Source organism: Sphingorhabdus contaminans (assembly GCF_007280415.1).
GTDB classification, from domain to species: domain Bacteria; phylum Pseudomonadota; class Alphaproteobacteria; order Sphingomonadales; family Sphingomonadaceae; genus Sphingorhabdus_B; species Sphingorhabdus_B contaminans.
On the sequence record NZ_VKKU01000001.1, the window covers coordinates 290,179 to 314,628 of the forward strand.

Sequence of the window (24,450 nt, forward strand, 5' to 3'; positions counted from 1 at the left end):
GTGCTGGAGTAATTGCCAAGCGGCATAGGCTGTAGCATAGGCGCGGGCATGAACGCTCCGGACGTGAAAAGAGGCCGCCATTTGACACGCGCAAAGGGATTGCGTGCGTTGACGGGCGGCCTTTTTGCGCTTGGATTTGACCGGATTGTCGACCGGATCGACAGCGGGTTCGATTTTGGAACGATTGACGCGGTGCTGCCCGATGGTTCGGTGCGGATTGTCGGTGGCCGCGGGCCGGGGCCTGTGGCGCATATTACACTCCATCACTGGAATGCTCTGTTCCGGCTGGTGCGCGGGGGCTCGATCGGCTGGTATGAAGCCTGGGCGGCGGGTGAGTGGAGCAGCCCCGATCCGGTACAGATCTTCGACCTGTTCATGCGCAACCGGGTGAAACTCGGCAATGTGGGGCGGCCGTCGGGGCTGGCAAAGCTTGTGGGCAAAGTCATCCACCGTCTGCGCGACAATAGCCGGAGCGGGGCGCGGCGGAATATCGAGGCGCATTATGACCTCGGCAACGACTTTTACGAGGTGTGGCTGGACCGGAGCATGACCTATTCGAGCGCGCTGTTTGCCGAGCCCATTTCGGCGGACGAACCGCTTGAGGCGGCGCAGGCGCGCAAGATCGAAACGCTGCTGGCGCGGCTGGCGCTGAAACCGGGGGATTCGCTGTTGGAAATCGGCTGCGGCTGGGGCAGCCTGGCCGAAATTGCCGTTCAAAAACATGGTGTTAGATATGACGGCATCACCCTGTCCAGCGAACAGAAATCCTACACCAACGCCCGCCTCCCAACCAACGCCGAAGCTTCAGCCAGGTTAACAGATTACCGGGATGTCACCCAAATCTACGACGCCATCGCCAGCATCGAGATGGTCGAGGCGGTGGGGCAGAGATACTGGCCGGACTATCTGGCAACCCTGTCCCGCTGTTTAAAACCCGGTGGCAGGGCGGCTATCCAATATATCCGGATCGAAGACGATGTCTTCGAAGCCTATGCCAGGGGCACCGACTTCATCCAGCACTATATCTTCCCCGGCGGCATGCTGCTCTCCGAAAGCAGGTTCCGGAAAATAGCGGAGGCCAATGGTCTGGAATGGCATGACCAGCACGATTTCGGCCTCCACTATGCCGAAACACTTAAACGCTGGCGGCACAGCTTTGACCAAGCGATTGAAGAAGGCAGATTACCGGGTGGCTTCGACGAAAAATTCATTTCACTCTGGCGCTATTATCTGATGTATTGCGAAGGAGGTTTCCGCGGCGGCGGTATCAATGTTGCGCAGGTCACATTGGTAAAAAGCTAAGGCACTGGCGCGGTGACAGAGAAATAAGAGGGGCGGGACGCGATGAAAAAACTGATATTGGCGATACTTCTTATTCTCGCAGGCGCAGCGGGAGGATTTTGGGCAACTGCCGATGACGATATGAAGGCGTTGGTGTCCAGCATGCCGACCGACGCAAATGTGCTCTTCTGGAATACCGCCCAACGCGACGCCGCATTCCGCGCCATGGACAGGATCCCCATTCTCGCGAAATCGAACATCATCGAATCCGGAGATGATGTGTATCCGCTTCCCAAAGGTGCTCCGATAAAAATCGCGACTGATGTCGATGCCTATATGAAAGCCCAACGCACTTCGGGTTTGGTCATCGTACAGGATGGCAAGATCAGGTTGGAAAAATACGGTCTGGGATTTACCGGCAACGGTAAGTGGACCAGCTTTTCTGTGGCAAAATCCTTTACCTCCACCCTGGTCGGTGCCGCCATTAAAGACGGTTACATCAAAAGCATTGATGACAAGGTTTCGGCCTATATTCCCGACCTGGAAGGGTCGGCCTATGATGATGTAACCATTCGGCAATTGTTGACCATGACCTCCGGCGTGAAATGGAACGAGGATTATGCCGATCCGAAATCCGACGTCGCCTTGTTCAATCAACATAAGGCAAAAGACGGAATGGACGTAACCGTCAGCTATATGCGCACTTTGCCCCGTGAAGCCCCCGCCGGGACCAAATGGGTCTACAAGACTGGTGAAACCAATTTGATCGGAGTTTTGGTAAGCTCGGCAACCAAGAAGAACCTCTCGGAATATCTCTCGGAAAAAATCTGGGTGCCATTTGGAATGGAACAGGATGGCAGCTGGCTTTTGGGTTCAACGGGGCACGAAATCAGTGGGTGCTGCATACAGGCGTCGACGCGCGATTACGCCCGCTTTGGTCTGTTCATGATGGGCGGTGCGATGGTCAAAGGCGTTTCGATCTTGCCCGATGACTGGATTGTTCCGGCAACCACCAAGCAAGCTGACATTGGTGCCCCCGGCAAGGGATATGGCTACCAATGGTGGACCTATGACGATGGCAGTTATGCCGCGCAGGGTATTTTTGGGCAGGGCATTTTCATTGATCCCAAGCGCCGCTTGGTCATCGCGTCGAACAGCAACTGGCCTAAGGCTACAGACCCGAACACGGTCGGAAAGCAACGCGAAGCCTTTTATAAAGCAGTTCAGGCAGCTGTGGATGCAGAGGCGAAACAGGTAGCAGAATGACTATGCTGCACCGCACAATTATTGCGATGGCGGGACATAATATTACGTCTTGGGTATCCACGCAAAGGTCGGAAAAAAGGGGCTTTTCCTGAAGGATTTTTTGGTCCAGCATGCGTCCATAAATCCATAGGGTCAGCTGGAGAAGAAAGATGGACTTCAAGACATTTTTGCACGCAGGAAGCAACCGCCGCGCCATGCTGAAAGGCATGGGCATAGCCGCTGTAGGCTTCAGCCTGACTGGTACCCTAGCCGGATGCGGTGAGAAGGAAGCCAAGAAGCTGGCCAATGGAGAAGAGGCGAAGCTGAACTTTTATAACTGGGATACCTATATCGGTGAGACCACGCTGGAAGATTATAAAGACAGCGCGGGCGTTGACGTAAACATGACGCTTTTCGCCAGTAACGATGAGTTGTTTGCAAAATTGCGGGCCGGTAATCCGGGATATGATGTTATCGTGCCTTCCAATGACTTTGTCGAGCGTATGGCTGCCGCCGATATGCTGGTCGAGCTCGACAAAAGCCAGATCCCCAATTTCAAGAATGTCGCCAAGGATTTCCAGGATGTTCCCTATGATCCGGCGCGCAAATATTCGATGCCCTATACATGGCTTGCGCTCGGCATTGGTTATCGCAAGTCAAAGGTAAAGGGCGTTCCTGATAGCTGGAAAGTCCTGTTTGACAGCGATGAATATAAAGGTCGTATCGCTGTCCTGTCCGAAGCCGGAGATATGTTCCGCCTTTACGGAAAATATATGGGCAAGTCGGTGAATGCACTGACTGACGCAGATATCAAAGCCATTGAAGCAATGATGGTCAAGCAGAAGCCAAACATTAAGTCCTTCCATGAGGATAATGGTCAGGACCTTCTGTTGAAGGGTGAAGTTGATCTGGTTCTCGAATATAATGGCGATATTGCCCAAGCGATGACCGAAGATCCTGATATCGGATTCATCATTCCGAAAGAGGGAAGCCAGCTCAATTCCGATAATCTATGCATTCCCAAGGGTGCTCCGCATCCGAAGAATGCACATGCCTTCATCAACTACCTTCTTGACGCCGAGGCCGGCAAAAAAATCACGGAAACGATCCTGTATCCGACGCCTAATGATGCGGCCAAGGCATTGATGCCCGAAGAATATAAGAGCAATTCGGTGATATTCCCGCCGGCCGACGTGCTCGCGAAATGCGAATATGCGAAGTTCAACCCAGAGCTTCAGCCGAAATATGAGGAGGCCTTCACTCGCGTGCGGGCGGCCTAAACGGTGGCGGGGGCGTTACAGGACTGGAAAAGCCAGAAAAAGCCATTCGCCGCGATTGCGTCGTTACCGGTATTCTGGCTGGCCCTCTTCTTTGTGGCGCCCATGGCCATCGTCTGGCTCTACAGCTTTGGCCAGAATGCAGGACCAGCCGACATCGAAATTTCAGGGACGCTGGAGAATTACAAGCGCGCAACCGAATGGCTGTATCTGTCGATATTTCTAAAAAGCCTAGCGGTTGCCGCACTCACCACGCTTATCTGTCTGATCGTCGGGTTTCCCGTTGCGATGGCAATTACGTTCGCGGCGCCAAAATGGCGCCCGTGGCTGTTGCTTGGGATCATGTTACCGTTCTGGACGAACCTGTTGATCCGCACCTATGCACTCATGGCGCTGATGGGCACAAACGGGTACATGAACAAGGGACTTGGCGGGCTTTGGGAAGGCGCAAGCTGGCTCCGCACGCTGGTGGGCATGCAACCGCTGGAAGCTTGGACACCAGTCCAGCTGCTCTATAATAATTTCGCCGTAGTATTGGGGCTGGTTTATGTGCACCTGCCTTTCATGGTGCTGCCACTATATTCGGCGTTGGACCGTCTTGATAAAAGCTTGATCGAAGCAAGCCTGGACCTAGGCGCAGGCCATTTCAAAACCTTCATGCAGATTGTCGTTCCGCTTGCAGCCCCTGGCATAGTTGCAGGTGTGATGATCACGCTCATTCCGGCGCTAGGTGCCTATCTGACCCCGGATTTGATGGGCGGGACCGACAGCCAGATGATCGCCAATGTTATCGAGCGCCAATTCAAACGAGCCAATGACTGGCCCTTTGGCGCGGCGCTCTCGTTCCTGCTGATATACGCCATGTTCATCCTGATTGCCTTGCAGTCGATGAAAGCGAACAAGACGAAAGAGGTGCGCTGATGGCATTTTTTCGTTCTGCACCTATCGCTCCGCTAGAATATACCAGAAAGTTCTGGATGCGCGGCTGGGTCGCGCTGACAATGCTATTTCTATACGCGCCTTTGCTCGTGCTGATGATATTCAGCTTTAACGACAGCAAGCGGAATGTTGTATGGAAAGGTTTCACCCTTAAATATTACGAAAAGGCCTTGAACAACGACAGTTTGGTGGAGGCTCTCGTAAACTCGCTGACGATCGCATTTTTGGCGACGATCATCAGTCTGGTTATCGGGGCGCTGGCGGCCGTGATGCTCTGGAGGTTCCGGTTCCCCTTTAAAGGCCTTGTGGAAGGCACAATGTCCTTGCCCATCATCGTACCGGAAATTTGCCTGGGTGTTGCGTTTCTGATCTTCTTTGCAAAGGTCGAATGGCCGACCGACCTTGTATGGCCGCTAAATCTTTCCGCAATCACCATAGCCCACATTACCTTCTGCTTTCCTTTTGTAGCGATGGTCGTGCGTGCACGGCTGGCGAGCTTTAACAAGGAAGAGGAGGAAGCCGCGAAGGATCTGGGGGCAACGGAGTGGCAAGCGTTTCGCGATGTCCTTCTGCCGCACATCAAGCCCGGATTGGTCGCAGGTGCATTGCTGGCTTTCACGTTAAGCCTGGACGATTTCGTCATCACATTTTTTACCAGCGGACCGGACACGATAACTTTCCCGGTAAAAGTCTATTCCATGGTGCGTTTTTCGGTCACGCCCGAAGTAAATGCCGCCTCGACATTGCTCATCCTATTGACCGTCGTCCTGACCTTCATTGCGCTGAAGTTGCAAGGGGTGAAGGGCATTGCGGAGACACATTAATGACCGAAACGAAACAGCCCATCATCCAGATCCGCAACGTATCCAAACGGTTTGGAAAAGTCACAGCGGTTGATAATATCAGCCTGGACATACTCGCAGGCGAGTTCTTCGTTTTGTTGGGACCCTCCGGTTGTGGCAAGACAACGCTGCTACGCATGATTGCCGGTTTCGAGATGCCGACCGAAGGGCAGATCATCATCGACGGACAGGATATGAGCCTGGTGCCGCCAAACAAGCGGCCTGTAAACATGGTGTTCCAAAGCTACGCTGTATTTCCGCACATGAATGTCATGGACAATGTGGGCTACGGGTTGCGTATAGCAGGTGTTGCAAAGGGCGAAATTCGTGATCGCGTGACCGAAGCGCTTGAACTCGTCAAGCTCGGTGGCTTTGAAGATCGAATGCCTGATCAGATGTCGGGCGGACAACGGCAACGCGTTGCACTTGCCCGCAGTCTGGTCATGAGGCCGAAGGTTCTGTTGCTGGACGAACCGCTATCGGCGCTTGATGCAAAGCTTCGCGCTCAGATGCAGTTTGAACTGTCGGATTTGCAGGATAAGGTCGGCATTACGTTCGTCACCGTGACACATGATCAGGACGAGGCCCTGTCAATGGCCAGTCGTGTAGCGGTGATCAACAAAGGTGAGGTGGCGCAACTTGCCGCACCTTCCGATCTTTACGAATACCCGGCCAACCGCTTTGTTGCCGACTTTGTCGGGTCTGTGAATATTTTTGAAGGCAAGCTTACTTTAGACGAACCAGACAAGGCTGCGGTAGACTGCCCCGGCTTGGGCAAGGTGTATCTCAACCATGGCGTGACAGGCCCGCATGGCGCCGATGTCTGGGTCGCGCTGCGACCAGAGAAAATTTACCTCCACGTGCCCGGGGAAGGAAAAGCGATCCGCGCTGCGGCGCAGGATGCGCCGGACGGACATAATTTAGCTCGCGGTACGATTAAGGGCATGAGCTATCTGGGCGACATCACACTCTATGAAATTCAGTTGGAAGGCGGGCAGATGATCCGCGTCTCCCGTCCGAACCTGTCCCGTCACGATCAGGAAGATTTCACCTGGGATGACAAGGTCAGCATGCATTGGCGCGCGGATAGCCCTGTCGTCCTGTTGAGTTGATTTTATACTGGCAAGCGGTCAGAAATTCTAACGGAAGCTAATCCAAAACTGGGGCGGGACGGACATCTAGCAAGTCGACACGAATGTTTATCTCGGGCTCAGCCGATGCCGCCGCATCGCCTTCTTTCGGCTTAGGTAAGCAGAACGTGTAGCTTGACCCGACCTGCATCATTTTGAGCGCCTCAACAAATACCGCCGTTGCTTGCGACAAGGGAATTTTTTCCCATTCCCGCTTTTCAAGCGAAACGCCTGTTTTGCCGTCAAAGGTGGTGAAGTCGACCAAAGCCATATCGGTTTCGCTCGGCTTTTTGCCATTTCCTTGCTTGATGGCGAGATAACCCAGTCCCGACCCGGTCGTATTGGAACAAGCCCGCTCGGCCAAAGGAACCACGGGTTTCGGTGGAGGCGTTGTAAAAGACAGCAGGTCCACTTCAAATACGAGATCTGCATTTGCTGGTATAGGGCCAGTGCCGGTCTCGCCATAACCAAGTTTGGACGGAATGCAGAGGCGGTAGCTGCCCCCGGGCTGCATTAATTGCAGGCCTTGCGCGAAGCCCGGAATAACTCCGCCCACTTTGAAATCTGCATTTTGGCCAGAATCAAACTCGCTGCCGTCCGCCGTCAGCATGCCTTTGTAATTCACTTTGACTTTCGCATCCGCTCCGGGTCGTTCGCCTTTGCCCGCTTTGATCACTGTATACGACAAACCCTCAGGGGTAGCGATTTTGCAGGATAAGACGGGCGGCTTTGGCTTTACGGGTTTTGGTGCCGCGATTACGGGAGTCGACAAAAGCGCCGTGACGAGAAGGGGCGAGAATATTTTGCTCATATATGGCTGGTAACGCCTCAATGATGTTTGTCCAACAAGGATTATCCCCATCTCATAAAGATGGGGATTGCCTTACAGAGCGCGTAACTTTGGTTCCGCTTCGTCGAGAGACTTCCGAATAATCTCTACCAGGTCGTCAATCTGGGCCGTGGAGATGACCAGCGGGGGGCACATCACGATGCTGTCCCGTATTCCGCGAACCATGAGGCCATTTCGAATGCAGATATCACGAACGAGAGGTCCTGCCGTCCCTTCGGCTCCGCCAAATCTGGCTCCGGTTTCTTTGTCAGCAACAATTTCGACGGCTCCGAGCAGGCCAACAGAGCGAGCCTCACCAACCAAAGGATGATCGTTCAATCGCGCAAGTGCTTTTGCAAGATAGGGTCCGGTTTCGCTTCGTGTCCGTTCGACCAGACCTTCACGCTCCATTATTTCAATGTTTCGCAAGGCGACCGCAGAAGCAACGGGATGTCCCGAATAGGTGTAGCCATGCACAAAATCGCCGCCGGTTTTCATGACCGATATGATTTCCGCGCTCACGGCTACGGCGGAGATCGGCAGATAACCTGACGAAAGACCTTTTGCCATTGCGATGATATCGGGCTTAACGCCCATTGTTTCGTGGCCCCACATGTTGCCGGTCCGTCCAAAACCGCAGATAACTTCGTCGCAAACCATAAGTATGCCATATTTCCGGCAAATTGCTTCGACCTGTGGCCAATAATTGGACGGTGGAATGATGACCCCGCCAGCACCCTGTACTGGTTCGCCGATAAAAGCAGCGACATTCTCGGGTCCTACTTCGATAATCTTGTCTTCAATGGCTTGCGCGCAAACGTTCCCGAACTCTTCAGGCGTCATATCGCGGCCTTCATTATACCAATAGGGCTGTCGGACATGCTCAATACCTGCAAGCGGCAATATGCCCGGGGCAGGGAAGCCTTGGCCATGCATTGCCTTCATCCCGCCCATGCTGACACCTGCAACGGTCGAACCATGATAAGCATTGTGCCGGCTAATGAAGATGGTTCGGCTGCTTTGTCCTTTTACTTGCCAATAGTGACGCACCATCCGCAAGATTGTGTCATTTGCTTCCGAACCCGAACTGTTGAAAAAGACATGGGGTAGGCGGCCGCCTGTAAGGCTCGCAATCTTATCGGCCAGCAAGACAGCAGGCGGGTTAGCGGTTTTGAAGAAGCTGTTATAATAGGGCAGTTCCAGCATCTGTTCGCGGGCAACGTCACCAAGTTCATCGCGTCCATACCCTATATTGACGCACCATAAGCCGGCCATACCATCCAATATCCGATTGCCGTCGCCGTCATGGATGTAACATCCGTCAGCATGGGTGATGATCCGGCTCCCGCCCAGGTCTTCAATTTCCTGCCAATCAGCTTGGGCTGGAAGGTGGTGGGCGATGTCGAGGCGACGAAGTTCTGCGATGTCGTAATTGCGGGGCATAATGGTGTCCTTTTGAAATGGGTGTGCGCGAAGCGCGGACTAGCCAAAGTCGGGCGGTGGCGATGTGGGGCAAAAACCCAATGCGGCCCGACGCGGCGTGATTCAAAAGGATATCAGGGTGAAAAACCTATCCGCGCCTGGTAACGGTTATAACGTGTGACACAACGGTTCATAATTCCCCTCTTAACGCCTTTCCAAGCAGGTGAAAATAGGTTTGGGAGTCCGGATCATTTTCGGTGCCCCATTCCGGATGCCATTGCACGGCCAGCAGTGGTGCACCATTGGGACGGGCGCTATATGCTTCGATCAGGCCGTCAGGCGCACGCGCTTCGATCGACAAACCTTCGCCCAGTTGACCGATGCCCTGATAGTGGACCGAATTCACATCCAGACTGTTTTTTGCGTAGGCGGCCTCCAGCATTCCTCCAGCAACAATCTCTACGGGATGGCGGTGGCTGAACATAGCGTCGAAACTGACATCGTCAGGTGCATGATGGCGGATCAGGTCATCGCTAGCACTTGTGTCGCGCCGTAATGTGCCACCTAAAGCCACATTGATTTCCTGAAAACCGCGGCAGATACCAAAGACGGGTTTTTGCGCATCAATCATACGATCTACCATTGATAACGCGATTTCATCACGCGCGTCATCAAAGGGACCTTCGCCACCTTGCTGGTTATAACGCCGCGTTGCGACATTGGACGGGCTTCCTGTGAGCAAAATCCCATCCAGCCGCGGCACCACTTCGGCAGCGGTCATCAAGTGGGGCAGAGAGGGTACAATGAGCGCCGCGACATTCGCATAGGCCATTGCCGCGCGGATATAGCGATCCATTACGGCTTGCGCGCTTTCGGTTCCGACAATCCGGTTGCAGGCAATCACGCCAAGCACAGGTCTGGCGGTCATTGACTGGTTTCCTTTGCCACTTCCTGTTTTGCCTGATCCGCTATTTCTTCGGCCTTTTTGATTTCCATCTTCTTCTTCCGGCTGATCAAAAACTGCCAAACGCCAAAAAGATTTATCAGCAATAATACCGCATTTTGGATCGCAAGCGGTGTACCGTCTTTTGCCGTAAGGCCTGAATAGACCCATAAACAGGACACGAATGAAAACAGGAGAAAGCCGGTCCCTGTAACTCGCCGACTATAGTCCGCGGCCACCATTGTCGCCGCCAGAATAGTGCCAATCGCTGCGATCCATTCGATAGGACCGTTCATGCCGCGCCGATGAGCTCACGCCCGATCAGCATCCGCCGAATTTCATTGGTACCGGCACCAATATCGAGCAGCTTTGCATCGCGGAACAATCGTTCGACTGGCCAATCCTTTGTGTAGCCTGCGCCACCGAGAGCCTGAATGGCTTCGCCGGCAACTCGAACCGCATTTTCCGAAGCCAGCAAGATAACGCCTGCTGCGTCAAAACGCGTGGTCTGACCCGCATCGCAAGCGCGCGCAACGGCATAAGTGTAGGCGCGCGCCGAGTTAAGTGCGACATACATGTCAGCGACCTTACTTTGCATCAACTGGAATGCGCCGATCGGTTTGCCGAACTGCTTACGCTCGCGCACGAATGGCAGAACAACGTCAAGACATGCCTGCATGATGCCAAGCTGCAGCCCCGCCAGGACTACACGTTCATAGTCCAGCCCGGACATCAGAACGCCGACTCCCCCATGCAGGGGACCGATAATCTGTTCTTCGCTGACAAAGCAGTCGTTGAAGACAAGCTCGGCAGTGGGTGATCCGCGCATACCCATTTTGTCGATTTTTTGACCGATGGAAAATCCGTCCATCCCTTTCTCGATGAGAAATGCAGTGATACCACGCGAGCCAGCCTCAGGCGACGTTTTCGCATAGACAACAAGTGTGTCCGCATAGGGTGCATTGGTAATCCAGAATTTGGTGCCGTTCAAAACATAGCCGCCTTGGACGGCGTCTGCCCTTAGCTTCATGGAAACAACATCCGACCCGGCACCGGCCTCGGACATAGCCAAGCTGCCGACATGTTCGCCTGAAATAAGTTTGGGGAGATATTTCGCCTTTTGTTCAGGCGATGCCCACCGCCGAATCTGGTTCACGCACAGATTGGAATGCGCACCATAAGACAATCCGATGGATGCAGATGCCCGGCTGACTTCTTCGACGGCAATGACATGTTCCAGATAACCAAGTCCAAGGCCGCCATCGGCTTCTTCGACCGTAAGTCCGTGCAGACCTAAATCACCCATCGCGGTCCAAAGTTCGTCACGGGGAAACCAGTCTTCGGCATCGATTTTAGAGGCCAAAGGTGCAATTTTGTCGGTAGCAAAACGCTGGGTTGTGTCGCGGATCATCTCGGCATTTTCGCCAAGGGCAAAATCTAGATTCATATGTGTTGTCATGCCGATGTCCTGCCATCTATTTGGCCGTTCCGCAAGCTTAGGGCTGGCAATTCGGCTGTCTTCTGCTTACCGCTTGTGGAACGAGTGGGAATAAGGATGCGGTTAAATGCAGCATTATGACGTGTTGATTGTCGGTGGTGGCCATAGTGGCGCACAGGCGGCAATTGCGCTGCGCCAGGCGAAGTTCGAAGGTAGCGTGGCGATCATTGGTGATGAAACGGAATATCCCTATGAACGCCCACCGCTGTCCAAGGATTATTTTGCAGGCGATAAGGCATTTGAACGAATAATGATCCGCCCTCCCGCATTTTGGGCGGAACGATCGATCACTATGCTGATGGGGAAGCGCGTCGAAAGCGTTGATCCTGTTGCGCATCAAGTTGCATTTTCAGATGGCGAACAGATCGGTTACGGCCAGCTTATCTGGGCTGCCGGGGGCTCTCCGCGCCGGCTCATGTGTGACGGATCACAATTGGCGGGTGTGCACGTTGTTCGGAACAAGTCCGACGTTGATGCAATGATGGCCGAACTTGACGATGTTGCTCGCGTTGCCATCATCGGGGGTGGCTATATCGGCCTTGAGGCAGCAGCTGTATTGCGTAAGCTGGGTAAAGAGGTGGTGGTCCTTGAGGCAATGGATCGTGTTCTTGCCCGTGTTGCGGGAGAAGAATTGTCCCGCTTTTTCGAAGCGGAACATCGCGCCCATGGTGTGGATGTACGATTAGGGGTGACTGTCGAGTCATTGACGGGGGACCATCATGTGGATGGTGTACTGCTCGGCGATGGTGAACATATCGCTGCACAAATGGTCATTGTTGGGATTGGAATCGTTCCTGCGATCGCGCCTCTTTTGAACGCGGGCGCTGCGGGCGGGGCAGGAGTGGATGTCGACGAATATTGCCGCACTTCACTGCCCGATGTTTTTGCGATCGGGGATTGTGCGGCGCATGCCAACAGCTTTGCAGGCGGTGTAATTATGCGCGTCGAATCTGTTCAGAATGCGAACGATATGGCCAATGCTGTTGCAAAATCTATCGCTGGCGAACTTACAGCCTACCACTCCGTACCGTGGTTCTGGTCGAACCAATATGATTTGCGTCTGCAGACCGTGGGCCTTTCGGTTGGTTATGACGATCATGTCGTAAGAGGCGACCCTGCAGCCCGTAGTTTTTCCGTCATTTACCTGAAGGCAGGCCGGGTCATTGCACTCGACTGTGTGAACATGACGAAGGACTATGTGCAGGGCAAAGCATTGGTGACAGAGGGTTTGCGCTTCACAAAAGAGCAATTGGCCGACACCACCATTCCCCTGAAAGAGTTGAGTGCAGGCACCGCCAGCAACTGAAATTTGCCCCACGAAAAGAAATCCCTGACGGCCATTCTTGGTCCTACCAACACCGGCAAAACCCATCTTGCCGTTGAGCGGATGTGTGCTCATTCAAGCGGTATGATCGGCTTTCCGCTGCGATTGCTGGCACGGGAAATTTATGATCGTGTGGTAGCAATCAAAGGCGTCAATCAGGTCGCTTTGATAACAGGCGAAGAGCGGATCGAACCGCCGCAGGCGCGCTGGTATTGCTGCACCGTCGAATCCATGCCGATCCAGAGGGATTTCGCCTTTGTCGCTGTGGACGAGGCGCAGCTTGGTTCGGATCCCGAGCGTGGTCATATCTTCACCGACCGAATCCTGCATGCGCGCGGGCGTGAGGAGACGATGATTTTGGGATCGGAAAGCCTGCGTCCGCTTATCCGAATGCTTCTGCCCGAAGCCGAAATCATCTCGCGCCCACGTTTCTCGACATTAAGCTATGCCGGAGCCAAGAAGCTCTCCAGATTGCCGAAACGCTCGGCAATTGTCGCATTCTCGATTGAGCAGGTATATGCTGTCGCAGAAACGCTCCGTCGAATGCGCGGTGGCGCCGCAGTGGTTATGGGCGCGCTCAGCCCGCGGACACGCAATGCACAGGTCGCTATGTTTCAGTCGGGTGAGGTGGACTATCTGGTCGCAACAGATGCGATTGGCATGGGACTTAATCTTGATGTGTCCCACGTTGCCTTTGCAAGTTTGTCGAAATTTGACGGCGCCCGTAAACGGCGACTGACCGTTGCCGAAATGGCGCAAATTGCCGGTCGCGCCGGCCGTCACCAAAGGGATGGAAGCTTTGGCACGTTGGCTGGCGAAGGAAACGAGTTTTCGCCTGAAGAGGTGCTGGCGATCGAAAATCACGAATTCCCGCGCCTTGACTGGTTATACTGGCGTGATGCCGCCCCGAGGTTGGATTCGGTAGCAACACTGATTGCCGATCTGGAGGCAAAGCCCGATCTTCCCGGACTAAAAGCAGCGCCCAAAGCTATTGATCTCGCTGTTTTAAAGAGACTTTCTGAGATACCCGAAGTTGTCGCGCTGATCCGCCATCCTTTGGATGTCGGCCGACTTTGGGAAGTCGCCAGCCTTCCTGATTTCCGCCAGATGGGCGAGGAGCATCACAGCCGCTTTGTCGCCTCCCTGTGGCACCATCTGGGGCAAGGTGAGCGTGTGATCCCGCAATCTTTATTTGCGACCGAGTTGGCAAGGCTCGACAATATCCAGGGCGATGTCGACACTCTATCCGCCCGGATTGCCGGTGTACGCACATGGACATATATTGCTCACCGCGTTGATTGGCTGGCCAATCCTGCGGCCATGGCCGAACGGGCGCGTGCGTTGGAGGCAAAGCTTTCAGATGCATTGCACGATGCGTTGCGGCAACGATTTGTCGATAAGCGAACAGCAATGCTTTTGCGAAGAGCGGGCGCGGATGCGGCGCTGTTCCCTGTTGAAGTCAATGCGGCTAATCGCGTTTTGGTCGATGGCGAAGATATTGGAACTTTACATGGCTTTTCGTTTCGGGTTGACCCAGGGGCGAAAGCCGGTGACCGGAAGCTGCTCTTAGCTGCGGCAGAACGGCATTTGGCAGGTTTATTGAGACAAAAGGCGAGGGATGTAGCAATGGCTGAGGACAGTGACTTTGCACTTGCAGGCGACAGCGATGGAAAGCCAGCAATCTTGTGGAAAGGTGAGCTTCTTGGCCATTTGACTAAAGGACGCAGTCTCATGCAGCCGATCTTCGCGCCGGTTAAGGCGGTTGCCGGTTTGGAAGGCGACGCGCTGCGGGAGATTATCGGGCGTGCTGAACAGTGGGTTGAGTCCCAGCTGGCAAAGGCCATGGGTGGGATTGTCGGCCTGCAAATGCTCGCGCAACAGGCAGATATTGACGGTAATGTCCGCGCGCTTGCTGTGCAGTTGGCGGACGCAGGTGGCATAGCGGGGAGACATTATCTGGCGGACGCAATTGCCGCCCTGCCGAAAGAGGCCCGCGGTGCCGCGCGCAAAGGTGGTATCGTTTTTGGCGCATTGGATATTTATCACCACGCGGCGTTGAAGCCCGCAGCAGCAAAATGGCGCGCAGCCTTATTCGCAGCCAGGGACGGTCGTTCAATGCCCGCCTTACCGCCCGAAAGCGCCGTGCACTTGAAGGAATGGAAATTTGCCCATCCGGGTGAAGCGCGGAACGCGGGCTACAGGCGGGTCGGAAATGAGTATGTCCGGATCGATCTGGCAGAACGCGTAATCAAGAAGGCGCATGAGGCAAGAGGTCAGTCGAACAGTTTCAGCATGGATATGGCCTTTGCCACTTCTCTTGGTCTGAGCGATGCGGGTTTAAAAGCATTGATGCGCGATGCTGGCTTCCGACCTTTAGACGCTCCTGCTGAAAAGGCCGAGACCAAAGCAGAGGAGGGGGTAGTTGCCCCGGAAACAATTGCTGCTGAAGCAGGCAATCAAGGCATAGCAAATCCGGATCAAGCCGAAGGCGATATCGTTGCGCTAGAAAACCGCCCCGATGTCGAAGTGCCGCCCACGGCGGTAGCACAGCCTGTAAATCTGACCCACTGGCGTTGGGTCGGGCTACCGAAACCAAGGCCACAAGAACAGCGATCGCAACGGACCGGACCTACCCGATCCAAATCAAAAGACGCGTCCAAGAAAAAAGCTATGCCGGATCGCGCACCGGCGAAGCCAAAAGAGGTCTCGCCACCTTCAGCGCTTGCCTTGCAACTGGCGGCTTTAAAAGGCCTTAAACTTTAATCCCCATGCCGGAATCTGCGCTACGGATCGACAAGCTGCTGTTCTTTCTGCGCATCGCAAAAAGCCGGAACCTGGCATCCGGCTGGGCTGAAAGCGGGTTTATCCGTGTCAACGGACGTAGGATTGAAAAGGGCAGCGCAACGGTTGGCGTAAACGACGTTATAACCATGCCCCGAGGTGACGCGGTTCTGACCTTCAGGCTGATCACGATGCCTCACAGGCGCGGTCCTGCGCCTGAGGCAAAGGCTTGCTATCAAATCCTGAGCTAAAAATTTATTGTTTACGATATATCGGCGTTGACTTGACCGAGTGACTGACAATAGGCAAGAAAAGTGAAGCGGCTAATTCGCCGCCGCCTTTGGGAGAATTCCGCCGATGACTTATGTTGTTACCGATGCCTGCATACGTTGCAAATATATGGATTGCGTTGAAGTCTGTCCGGTGGATTGTTTTTATGAAGGCGAGAATATGCTCGTCATCAATCCCAATGAGTGCATCGATTGCGGTGTTTGTGAACCCGAATGTCCTGCGGAAGCCATTTTGCCTGATACCGAAAGCGGTCTTGAGCAGTGGCTCGAATTGAACGCAACTTACAGCGCAGAATGGCCAAATATCACCAGCAGCCGCGAGCCGCCTGCCGATGCGGATGAGCATAAGGGCGAAGAAGGTAAATTCGACAAATATTTCTCTGCAGAGCCCGGCGAAGGGGATTGACCTTGAATCATGTCCCGCTTCGGAAAAACTGGAGCGGGGCTATCGTCTATCGGCGGGCAAATGTGGCGCGCCGATCACGTAACCAGTTTTTCTGGTAGGTTTCGACTTCGCGCAGTGCGGCAAATACTGTCATATTGAGGTCAGTTCGACCTGTTCGGCCAAGAGCGTAGATCTGGCTGTAATACCAGAATTGGACAGCGAAGCTGTCAATTGCACGTATCATTTTGATTTTACGCAGTCCGGCGAGCCAATCGGGCAACAACGCCAATTGGGTCTCTGTTTTTGGCAATATCGCCATACCACCCAATAGTCGTTTAGGTCCGTCCGGCATGACGCACAGCGGTCTTCCCAGACCAATGACATCGGCCGCACCCGACCGCAACGCTTGCTCCATAGCTGAAGCGCTTCGAAAGCCGCCTGTTACCATCAGCGGTATGGAAAGCACATCCTTCATTGCTTTAGCAAAATCCACGAAATAGGCCTCACGTGCGATTGTTGATTCCGCGACAGCTTGCGGTTCAGCCGCGTCCATGCCTTCAATGCCCAATAGTTTAGGCTGCTCGTACGTTCCCCCTGAAATCTCGATGAGATCAACGCCAGCCTCTTGAAGCCAGCGTGCGACTATCAAACTGTCTTCAAACGCAAATCCGCCCCGTTGGAAGTCTGCGCTGTTTAGCTTGACCGAGATGGGGAAATCCGGCCCCACCAATTGACGGACTGTGTTGATTGTAAATAGAAGAAAACGCGCACGGTTTTCCAGGCTTCCTCCCCATCGGTCATCGCGTAAATTGCTGAGAGGACTCAAAAACTGGGAAATAAGATAGCCGTGGGCGGCATGTAACTGGACGCCGGTGAAACCCGTCTCCTTGCAGATTTGGGCGGCCTGACCAAAACGGCTGATCAAATGCAGGATTTCTGTTTCGGTAAGAGCAACCGGCATGCCGAACTGACCACCGGGCAAACCCAGTTTTACCGCCGATGGCGCTTTGGGATGCGGATTAACCGTTTTCATGGTTTGACGCCCGGCGTGGCTTATCTGGGCCCAGAAATGATTTCCGCCCCGTGTCGCCGCCCTTGTCCAGCGGATCAGCGCTTCCCGCATTTCTGGTGTCGGCATTTGGTCGATTATAACGTTACCAGGCCGTTCCAGATGATCCGCATCGATATGGATATTTCCCGAAAGATGGAGCGCTGCGCCTCCGTCCGACCAAATTCCGTAAAGCTTCTCCAGTTCCGCCGTCGGTTGTCCGTTTATATCGGCCAGACCTTCGGTCATGGCGGCTTTGGCAATCCGGTTCGACAGGCGGACACCGCATGGCAGCGTCAGGGACTCGGCAAGTTTCATTCGGTGGCTGCTTTATCTTCGGTGCTCGCCGCCGCAGGCTCGGCCGTTTTATCGGTGGAATTGTCGTCCGTCTTCGCAGTGGGCTTCGCTTCTGCAGGTGGCGCTGCTTCGATCGGTCCCTCGTCTGTCGATGTATCGGTGTTGACCATATCGTCGCTAATGGTGCCTTCAAGGCTATCCAGATCGTCCATACGCGTTTCGGTTAACTGGCTGTCCTCCTTGTTGCCGCCGCAGCCGGACAATCCCACCAGAATAAACGCAGCGATAATAGTTTTGGCATGCATCAAAAAATCTCCATTCACGGCGTCGGGACCCTACAATCCCCATTCGCTTTGGCAAGGTTGTTGAGGAATTGGGGGAATGTAGAAAATAACGCCGCGTCAAAATCTGCTAATGACGCGGTGATGCCCAGATCTGCAAGGCTGGTGACCGGATATTCCGCAATACCACAAGGAACAATGCCCCCGAAATGACTGAGGTCCGGGTGAATGTTTACGGCAAATCCATGCATGGTAACCCAGCGACGAATACGCACTCCGATGGCACCGATTTTAGCTTCACGTCCATCGCGTGTGTCACACCAGATCCCGATACGCCCTTCGGCGCGGCGGGCTTCAACGTCAAATTCGGCCAAGGCATCGATCACCCAGCCTTCCAAAGCATGCACGAAGCAGCGGACGTCTTTGCACCGTTTCGCCAAATCCAGCATCACATAGCCGACACGCTGTCCCGGACCATGATAGGTGTAACGGCCGCCACGCCCTGTGTCGTAAACGGGGAAATGTCGGCTCAGCAGCTCCGCCGGATCCGCACTGGTGCCGCCCGTGTAAAGCGGTGGATGTTCCAGCAACCAGATGAGTTCTGAGGCATCTTCTTCCCGGATCGCACTTTGCAACCTTTCCATGCGCGCCAAAGCGTCCGGGTAAGGCGTCAAGCCTTCGCTAACTTCCCAACTAACTTTCATGTGATTAACGGAATCTGGGGCGCGGCATTGGGCGGGATGAGGCCGATCAGTCGGGGGTCGGCGAAGGTTTCCACCTGCCTTTGATATGGGGTGAAGCCTGACTTGATGTAGAAGTTAAGCGCGCCCGGTGCATCGAGAGTGCATGTGTGAACCCACAGGCGCTCCATGCCGGGTTCGCTCCACGCAAATTGCAAGGTCATGGCCATCAACCACTTGCCATAACCCATCCCCGCCAGTTCGGGAACAAGACCGAAAAATGCAATTTCGCACTCACCCGCCACGCGAAAATCGAGTTCAACAATTCCCAGTTCAACACCACTCCGGTCGGTGACGGCCCAGATACGGACCTGCGGGTCCTGGATAATCCGGAGCAAATCCGCGTCATCAAGAGTAAGCCGCGAAAACCAGAGCCAGGGTTCCCCCACGCGGCGAAATAGTGCCCGATATTTGTTTGCGGTAGGATTTGGCCATCTTTCCAGACGTAAATCGGAAGAAGGTAACGGACGCAGCGAAGGCCTGCTTCGCATTTCCAGAGACGTTACGATCGCACCAACCTCACCTTTGGCTATGGGGGTAAACGACATATTCCTTTAATCCCAAGCCACCTCGGGAGGCAGGCTCATCAATATGGCATCCACATTGCCGCCGGTCTTCAATCCGAAGGTTGTGCCGCGATCATAGACAAGGTTGAATTCCGCATACCGCCCGCGCCAGCGACGTTGGGCCTGCTTTTGTTCATCCGTATATTCCATATTCATCCGGCGCCGAACCAGCTTCGGGAAAATATCCAGAAAAGCCTCTCCAACATCCCGGGTTAAACTGAAATTCCGCTCAAACAGGGCGTCGCTGCTGTTTTCGAGATGATCATAGAAAATGCCTCCAACGCCGCGGTGCACGCCGCGATGGGGTATCCAGAAATAATCTTCGGCCCATGCGCGATATTTTTCATAGACATCCGGACCATAGGGCGCGCAGGCCGCACGGAGACGCGCGTGGAAATCAGCCGTATCTTCGTCATAAGGGATCGGTGGATTGAGGTCGGCGCCGCCCCCAAACCAGCTTTTAGTTGTTACCAGATAGCGCGTGTTCATATGCACTGCCGGAACATGCGGGTTGGACATGTGCGCGACAAGGCTGATGCCCGTTGCGAAAAAGCTTGGATCTTCCGCCGCGCCATGAATTGTCTTGGCAAATTCGGGATTGAAGGCCCCGCCCACAGTTGACACATTAACGCCTACTTTTTCGAAGATCTTGCCCTTCATCACGCCCCGGACGCCACCACCGCCGGGTGAACCGTCATGATCCGTGCGATCCCACGGCATATATTCGAATGCAGCATCCGAGCCTATTTCGCGTTCAATTTCTTCAAAGGCTGCACATATCCTGTCCCTGAGCGACTCAAACCAGGCGCGAGCCGCTTGCTGGCGTGTGTCGAGAGTGAGGGTCATGCATCTTCTCCGGGGAACTGTCTTGTTTGTCGCAATGCTTCTGCCAAAGCGATGCCAGCCGACACTGCAACATTCAAGGACCGAAATTCAGGATGCATGGGAATATGCACACGGGCATTGGCCCGTTCATGTACCATCGTCGGGACACCGGCACTTTCGGAACCCATTAGGATGATATCATCCGGCTGGAACCGGAACCGGGTCAAGGACGTCGAACCCTTGGTTGTCATCAAAACAAGGCGCGACACTCCGATATTTGTTTCAAAAGCATCCCAATCCGGATGCCGTTTTACCGAAGCACCCGCGACATAATCCATGCCTGCGCGCTTTAAAGCGCGCTCGGAAAAGGCAAATCCGCATGGCTCGATTATATCGCACGGGACGTCAAAGCATGCCGACATCCGCAAAATTGTTCCGACATTTCCGGCAATGTCTGGCTGGTAAAGCGCAATGCGCATCGAAATTCCTGTCGCTGGAAACCAATTTGTGACGATTAGCGTTTAGAGGGGCCACATGGCAACAGGGTGCGCAGTTTCGGTAATCATGAGCGTCTACAACGGCGCGCCGCATGTCTATGCCAGTGTTCAATCAATTCTCCGGCAGAGTTTTACGGATTTCGAGCTGCTTATCCTCAACGATGGTTCGACCGATAACAGTTCGCAAATCCTCAACAGTCTGGCCGATTGCGATAGCCGTATCCGGCTGATCGAACGCGAAAACAGGGGCCTGGTCGCGAGCTTGAACGAGTTGATCGCGGCCGCGAAATCACCCTTGCTGGCAAGGATGGACAGCGATGATATCGCCATGCCCGATCGTCTGGCCCGGCAGGTAGATTTTATGGCGGCAAACCCGGTCATCGGCATTTTGGGAAGCAACACCCACGATCTGGATGAGAATGGTTTTCTGCAAAGTGCGGTGGAGACCTATCCCTTGTCGCCCGAAGATGCGCGTGTCGGTTTACGAAGCGGTCCCCCGGTTTGCCATCCGTCGGTCATGATGCGGACCGACCTGATCCGCAGCCTCGGCGGGTACCGCGCGGCGTTCCGCCATGCCGAAGATTATGATCTGTGGTTACGGGCATCCTCGGTAACCGACATCACGAATTTGCCCCAAAGATTGCTGCTATATCGGCGCAGTCCGCAGCAAATCAGTCAGAAGCATGCCGCCGAGCAAGCCAAGGCTGCTGCTGTGGCTTGGCTCGATCACGTCCGTTGCGGGGAGGGGCGGGCAAGTCTTTTTGACGATATGCCGCATCTGCCGCATTATGACGATTTGGACGCCCTGTTCGGCAATGACTATGCATCGGCCTATGTCCGCCGGAAAGTCGTCGAACGTATGCGCTATTCCAACGAAATGCTAAAAGGTCCCGAATTCAGCATGATGCTGCATCAGGTGCGTGCGGGCGAGGGATTTGACGGTATCGGTCGAACAATCTTACGGCTGGGCCGCAAGGGGCGTATGGTCCGTGCGGTCGTGCTGGCTTCCGCAGCGGCGGGTATTCTGATCAGCGGCTCCTAGGTCATGTCCCTAAGTCACGCATTTTACAACAATTAACATGTCAGTCACTCCGCGTCCCATGCTGGCACAGGCCAAAATTCACTCGCGCGGCGCTATCCGCTTTCATGTATTGGGACCGCTCTTGCGGTGTACCGAATCTCTGTTTGCAAAGCGTGACATGATCCACGAGCATATAAATGAAGCGAATATGGTCTCGGCGGTACCGAAGCGGAAAACCGCTCGTCGCCGGCTGTTCGGTACGCGCGAGACTATTTTGGTGCTTGTTGCATTCGCCTTATTGGCTTTCGTCCCTTCGGTAGCGCAAATATCACCATTTGGTCGTGTCGAAACGCCCGCCTCACTAACGAAAACCACATGGGATGCTGAATCACCGAGTGAAAATTTTCCGGGGTCGGCTTTTTTCAATTTGGACCCGGACAGCTATTCCATTGCGAACTCCGTACCTGACGCAAACGCCGTATCTAGCCAACAAGGCGAACCTTTCAGTGATAGCGTTGATACAGCATCCGCGCTGACGGCCAGCGCCCAGCCATTTGTCATGAAGTTGGGGACGGCGGAATATGGCAGGGCGCTCAAATGTCTGTCGGATGCCATTTACTACGAAGCCGCTAATGAACCGGACTCCGGTCAAAGGGCGGTTGCGCAGGTCATCCTCAACCGTATGCGTCATCCGACTTTCCCCAACAGTGTATGTGGCGTCATCTATCAGGGATCAGAACGATCGACCGGTTGCCAGTTCAGCTATAGCTGCGACGGATCAATGGCACGTCAACCTGCACGGTTATCCTGGCTGCGCGCCCAAAATGTAGCTGCTCAGGCGTTGGCGGGATATGTCTACAGGCCTGTTGGCATGGCGACCCATTATCACGCAACCTATGTCTATCCCTATTGGGCCCCAAGCCTGAATTTTGTCGGGACCATAGGAGCCCACCGCTTCTACAGCTGGAAAGGAAGCGCGGGTCGTCCGTCTGCATTCTTCCGGCGTTACGCCGGATATGAGCCGTTTCCGGGTCCGAAACCTCGGCTATTGCAAGCCGGATTGGTAGATGATCTCGATCCAATCAAACTACAGCAACGCTATGAACGGGAATTTGCAGAGGCGCGGCTCAAGGCGGAAAATCTGGCTGCATCGCAAGATACGAGCTCTGCCGCACGCCAGCGCGAGGCGGCCCTGTATGTAACTCCAAACTATTCCCGAGAAGCACTTGACCGCGGCGGCGAAACGCAATTTCGGGGAGAGAGGTTGCCAGCCGCAACAGATATCCGCCCGGAATATCAAAAGAGCGGCACGTGGAAGGCGCAGCCGGTCGGTTGACGCCGGACGTCACAAAAAACTTTCGTTTTTCTAGTAAACAAATTCCGCCCGTTGCCGTTTCATAGTTTAGACCGGCTGGACGGCTATTTCTTCAGCAGCGCAAGCTGCGATACTGGTCCATCTGAAATGGCCTTCTGCGCGGTCGGTAGAGGTTGGCGGCATTAAACCGCTACGCTCGAAAACATCGACCTCCGGACGCGATCCCACATCCACGCGACCGGAGGTCGACAGTTATCCCTTAAACGAAAAAGTCGCTCTCAAGCCGCCTTCTTCGCGGTTTGACAAGGTCAGGTCGCCTCCATGAGCCCTGGCAATCGCACGGGAAATGGTCAGCCCCAGACCCGATCCGCCGGTTGACCTGCTGCGTGATTTTTCCGCCCTGGTAAACGGTTCAAACATGCTTTCCATTTCAGCAGGATCGATACCCGGCCCTTCATCATCAATATGGATGACCACGTTGTTTGCGTTGCTGTGGATACGCACCTGTGCAGATTTGCCGTAAATGATCGCATTTCCGATCAAATTTCTAAGCGCACGTCGCAACAGGACGGGGCGAATATTTGCCACAACCCGCTTCTCGGGAATATGGAATTCAACAGGTTCGAATTCACCTGATACCGATTCAATCAATGCGCCAATGTCCACGGATTGGAGAGTTTCGCCTGATTTTCCGAGACGGGCCAAGGTCAGTATGTCGTCCAATATTGTAACCATTTCGTCGATGGTTGCGGCCATCTTTTCCCGCTCATGATCGTCCTCCACGCATTCGATGCGGACGCGCAATGCTGCCAGTGGCGTCTTCAAATCATGTCCTATGGCCCCCAGCATGACGTCCTTTTCACCCAGCAAAGCAGAAACCCGCGCATGCATCGCGTTAAACGCCTCTATCAATTGCCGCACATCATCGGGCCCGGCAGGTTGAAGTGTATCAACCTCACCAGCCAAACCAACGCGCTGTACGCGTTGAGTAAGCTTGCTCAGCGGGTCTGCAATCCTGCGTGCAACCAGCGCGAGGGGGATCATCACTGCAATAAACAAGGTGAAAGTCTGCAGTAACAGAGCAAAGATTGACGCGCGTTCATCAGGTCGAACAAATGCTGCTGCATTCACCCATGCACCGTCCGGCAGACGCGCCGTCAGTAGGACAGCTCGCGTCGGTGTAGGAATGTTGGGGTTTCGTAGCCGACCCGCATTCCAACGCCGCAACTGGGCGTCGCGCAATTGTGCGGGGAGCAATTTGGTGGAAACGGTGGAAATGCGCACCCCCGACAGGTTTATGTCGCCTTGCCGGAAAAAATCCCGCGCACGTTCCGAAATATCTTCCTGAATATGCGATCGTTCTATCAATATCGGATTAGGCGCAATCGTGATGGCGACCGGCGGCGATCTGCGCCGGCGTTCACCCGAACGCTCTATATGTCTTTTGTACCAGTTATCGGGTTCGCCGATCGGGATACCTGTGGCTTCCAACCTTTCTACCTGATTGGCAACGCGGCTCACGACCATGGCAGCGGTTTCAGAAACAGCGCGATTTCGTACGCCGAACAGCAGCAGCGCTGCGTTTATTGACTGCGCAATAAGCAACGCAGAGGCAGTGACCAGCAGGATTTGCCCATAAAGGCTACGCGGCCAAAAACGAGAAGCCCACGCCAT

Annotated in this window: 24 protein-coding genes; 12 read left to right on the forward strand and 12 right to left on the reverse strand. The window is 54.4% G+C overall.

What is annotated here, in order from left to right; genetic code table 11:
• Positions 1 to 48 precede the first annotated feature (48 nt).
• The 6 genes from FOM92_RS01525 to FOM92_RS01550 all read left to right on the forward strand — a co-directional run bounded on the left by FOM92_RS01525 (position 49) and on the right by FOM92_RS01550 (position 6,696).
• Positions 49 to 1,302, forward strand: coding sequence for an SAM-dependent methyltransferase (locus FOM92_RS01525; RefSeq protein WP_143775019.1), 1,254 nt, complete (start codon positions 49 to 51; stop codon positions 1,300 to 1,302).
• Positions 1,303 to 1,344: 42 nt separating this feature from the next.
• On the forward strand, positions 1,345 to 2,547 hold the full coding sequence (locus FOM92_RS01530) for a serine hydrolase domain-containing protein (protein WP_143775020.1): 1,203 nt from the start codon (positions 1,345 to 1,347) through the stop codon (positions 2,545 to 2,547).
• A gap of 149 nt (positions 2,548 to 2,696) precedes the next feature.
• Positions 2,697 to 3,806 carry an ABC transporter substrate-binding protein gene (locus tag FOM92_RS01535; protein WP_143775021.1) on the forward strand — a complete coding sequence of 370 codons (1,110 nt, stop codon included), beginning with the start codon at positions 2,697 to 2,699 and terminating at the stop codon, positions 3,804 to 3,806.
• Between the two features lie 3 nt (positions 3,807 to 3,809).
• The gene (locus FOM92_RS01540) at positions 3,810 to 4,724 is read left to right on the forward strand and encodes an ABC transporter permease (protein ID WP_211347335.1); all 915 of its coding nucleotides are present in this window, start codon (positions 3,810 to 3,812) and stop codon (positions 4,722 to 4,724) included.
• A complete protein-coding gene (locus tag FOM92_RS01545) occupies positions 4,724 to 5,566 on the forward strand; it encodes an ABC transporter permease (RefSeq protein ID WP_143775022.1) in 843 nt (280 codons plus the stop codon). The genes FOM92_RS01540 and FOM92_RS01545 overlap by 1 nt, the downstream gene beginning before the upstream one ends.
• Positions 5,566 to 6,696 carry an ABC transporter ATP-binding protein gene (locus tag FOM92_RS01550; protein ID WP_143775023.1) on the forward strand — a complete coding sequence of 377 codons (1,131 nt, stop codon included), beginning with the start codon at positions 5,566 to 5,568 and terminating at the stop codon, positions 6,694 to 6,696. The genes FOM92_RS01545 and FOM92_RS01550 overlap by 1 nt, the downstream gene beginning before the upstream one ends.
• Positions 6,697 to 6,733: 37 nt before the next feature.
• Here FOM92_RS01550 and FOM92_RS01555 read toward each other — a convergent pair whose 3' ends face one another.
• The 5 genes from FOM92_RS01555 to FOM92_RS01575 form a co-directional block, all read right to left on the reverse strand.
• Complete coding sequence (locus FOM92_RS01555; RefSeq protein WP_170226762.1) at positions 6,734 to 7,525, reverse strand: FKBP-type peptidyl-prolyl cis-trans isomerase; 792 nt, start codon at positions 7,523 to 7,525, stop codon at positions 6,734 to 6,736.
• A gap of 72 nt (positions 7,526 to 7,597) precedes the next feature.
• Positions 7,598 to 8,986: an aspartate aminotransferase family protein gene (locus FOM92_RS01560; protein ID WP_143775025.1), complete on the reverse strand. Its 1,389-nt coding sequence runs from the start codon at positions 8,984 to 8,986 to the stop codon at positions 7,598 to 7,600.
• A 169-nt stretch (positions 8,987 to 9,155) separates the two neighbouring features.
• On the reverse strand, positions 9,156 to 9,893 hold the full coding sequence (locus FOM92_RS01565) for a gamma-glutamyl-gamma-aminobutyrate hydrolase family protein (RefSeq protein WP_143775026.1): 738 nt from the start codon (positions 9,891 to 9,893) through the stop codon (positions 9,156 to 9,158).
• Positions 9,890 to 10,204 (reverse strand): hypothetical protein, encoded by a 315-nt coding sequence (locus FOM92_RS01570; RefSeq protein ID WP_143775027.1) that lies wholly within the window; start codon positions 10,202 to 10,204, stop codon positions 9,890 to 9,892. Before FOM92_RS01570 ends, FOM92_RS01565 begins: the two co-directional genes overlap by 4 nt.
• Entirely contained in the window at positions 10,201 to 11,367 is a 1,167-nt protein-coding gene (locus FOM92_RS01575; RefSeq protein ID WP_143775028.1) for an isovaleryl-CoA dehydrogenase, read from the reverse strand. Before FOM92_RS01575 ends, FOM92_RS01570 begins: the two co-directional genes overlap by 4 nt.
• Positions 11,368 to 11,473: 106 nt before the next feature.
• On the opposite strand from FOM92_RS01575, the gene FOM92_RS01580 reads away from it, so the two are divergent.
• The 4 genes from FOM92_RS01580 to fdxA all read left to right on the forward strand — a co-directional run bounded on the left by FOM92_RS01580 (position 11,474) and on the right by fdxA (position 16,207).
• Positions 11,474 to 12,712, forward strand: a complete 1,239-nt coding sequence (locus FOM92_RS01580; protein WP_143775029.1) for an NAD(P)/FAD-dependent oxidoreductase — start codon at positions 11,474 to 11,476, stop codon at positions 12,710 to 12,712.
• A 3-nt stretch (positions 12,713 to 12,715) separates the two neighbouring features.
• The gene (locus tag FOM92_RS01585) at positions 12,716 to 15,493 is read left to right on the forward strand and encodes a helicase-related protein (RefSeq protein WP_246087116.1); all 2,778 of its coding nucleotides are present in this window, start codon (positions 12,716 to 12,718) and stop codon (positions 15,491 to 15,493) included.
• A 5-nt stretch (positions 15,494 to 15,498) separates the two neighbouring features.
• Entirely contained in the window at positions 15,499 to 15,762 is a 264-nt protein-coding gene (locus tag FOM92_RS01590) for an RNA-binding S4 domain-containing protein (protein WP_143775030.1), read from the forward strand.
• A 106-nt stretch (positions 15,763 to 15,868) separates the two neighbouring features.
• A complete protein-coding gene (fdxA, locus tag FOM92_RS01595) occupies positions 15,869 to 16,207 on the forward strand; it encodes a ferredoxin FdxA (RefSeq protein WP_143775031.1) in 339 nt (112 codons plus the stop codon).
• 46 nt (positions 16,208 to 16,253) lie between these two features.
• On the opposite strand, the gene FOM92_RS01600 is transcribed toward fdxA, so the two are convergent.
• From FOM92_RS01600 to FOM92_RS01625, 6 genes are read right to left on the reverse strand one after another with little or no spacing between them, the layout of a single operon-like run.
• Positions 16,254 to 17,552: an NADH:flavin oxidoreductase/NADH oxidase family protein gene (locus FOM92_RS01600; RefSeq protein ID WP_143775032.1), complete on the reverse strand. Its 1,299-nt coding sequence runs from the start codon at positions 17,550 to 17,552 to the stop codon at positions 16,254 to 16,256.
• Positions 17,549 to 17,836, reverse strand: a complete 288-nt coding sequence (locus FOM92_RS01605) for a hypothetical protein (protein WP_143775033.1) — start codon at positions 17,834 to 17,836, stop codon at positions 17,549 to 17,551. Before FOM92_RS01605 ends, FOM92_RS01600 begins: the two co-directional genes overlap by 4 nt.
• Positions 17,837 to 17,850: 14 nt before the next feature.
• Complete coding sequence (gene lipB / locus FOM92_RS01610; RefSeq protein WP_143775034.1) at positions 17,851 to 18,516, reverse strand: lipoyl(octanoyl) transferase LipB; 666 nt, start codon at positions 18,514 to 18,516, stop codon at positions 17,851 to 17,853.
• Positions 18,513 to 19,100, reverse strand: a complete 588-nt coding sequence (locus FOM92_RS01615; protein ID WP_143775035.1) for a GNAT family N-acetyltransferase — start codon at positions 19,098 to 19,100, stop codon at positions 18,513 to 18,515. The genes lipB and FOM92_RS01615 overlap by 4 nt, the downstream gene beginning before the upstream one ends.
• Before the next feature lie 6 nt (positions 19,101 to 19,106).
• Positions 19,107 to 19,964: an oxygen-dependent coproporphyrinogen oxidase gene (gene hemF / locus FOM92_RS01620; protein ID WP_143775036.1), complete on the reverse strand. Its 858-nt coding sequence runs from the start codon at positions 19,962 to 19,964 to the stop codon at positions 19,107 to 19,109.
• Positions 19,961 to 20,422: a tRNA (cytidine(34)-2'-O)-methyltransferase gene (locus FOM92_RS01625; protein ID WP_143775037.1), complete on the reverse strand. Its 462-nt coding sequence runs from the start codon at positions 20,420 to 20,422 to the stop codon at positions 19,961 to 19,963. Before FOM92_RS01625 ends, hemF begins: the two co-directional genes overlap by 4 nt.
• An 85-nt stretch (positions 20,423 to 20,507) precedes the next feature.
• On the opposite strand from FOM92_RS01625, the gene FOM92_RS01630 reads away from it, so the two are divergent.
• Both FOM92_RS01630 and FOM92_RS01635 read left to right on the forward strand, forming a co-directional pair.
• The gene (locus tag FOM92_RS01630) at positions 20,508 to 21,482 is read left to right on the forward strand and encodes a glycosyltransferase (protein ID WP_170226763.1); all 975 of its coding nucleotides are present in this window, start codon (positions 20,508 to 20,510) and stop codon (positions 21,480 to 21,482) included.
• Positions 21,483 to 21,519: 37 nt separating this feature from the next.
• Positions 21,520 to 22,797 carry a cell wall hydrolase gene (locus tag FOM92_RS01635; protein ID WP_246087117.1) on the forward strand — a complete coding sequence of 426 codons (1,278 nt, stop codon included), beginning with the start codon at positions 21,520 to 21,522 and terminating at the stop codon, positions 22,795 to 22,797.
• Positions 22,798 to 23,028: 231 nt separating this feature from the next.
• Here the strand turns inward: FOM92_RS01635 and FOM92_RS01640 are convergent, their stop codons facing one another.
• Entirely contained in the window at positions 23,029 to 24,450 is a 1,422-nt protein-coding gene (locus FOM92_RS01640; protein ID WP_143775039.1) for a sensor histidine kinase, read from the reverse strand.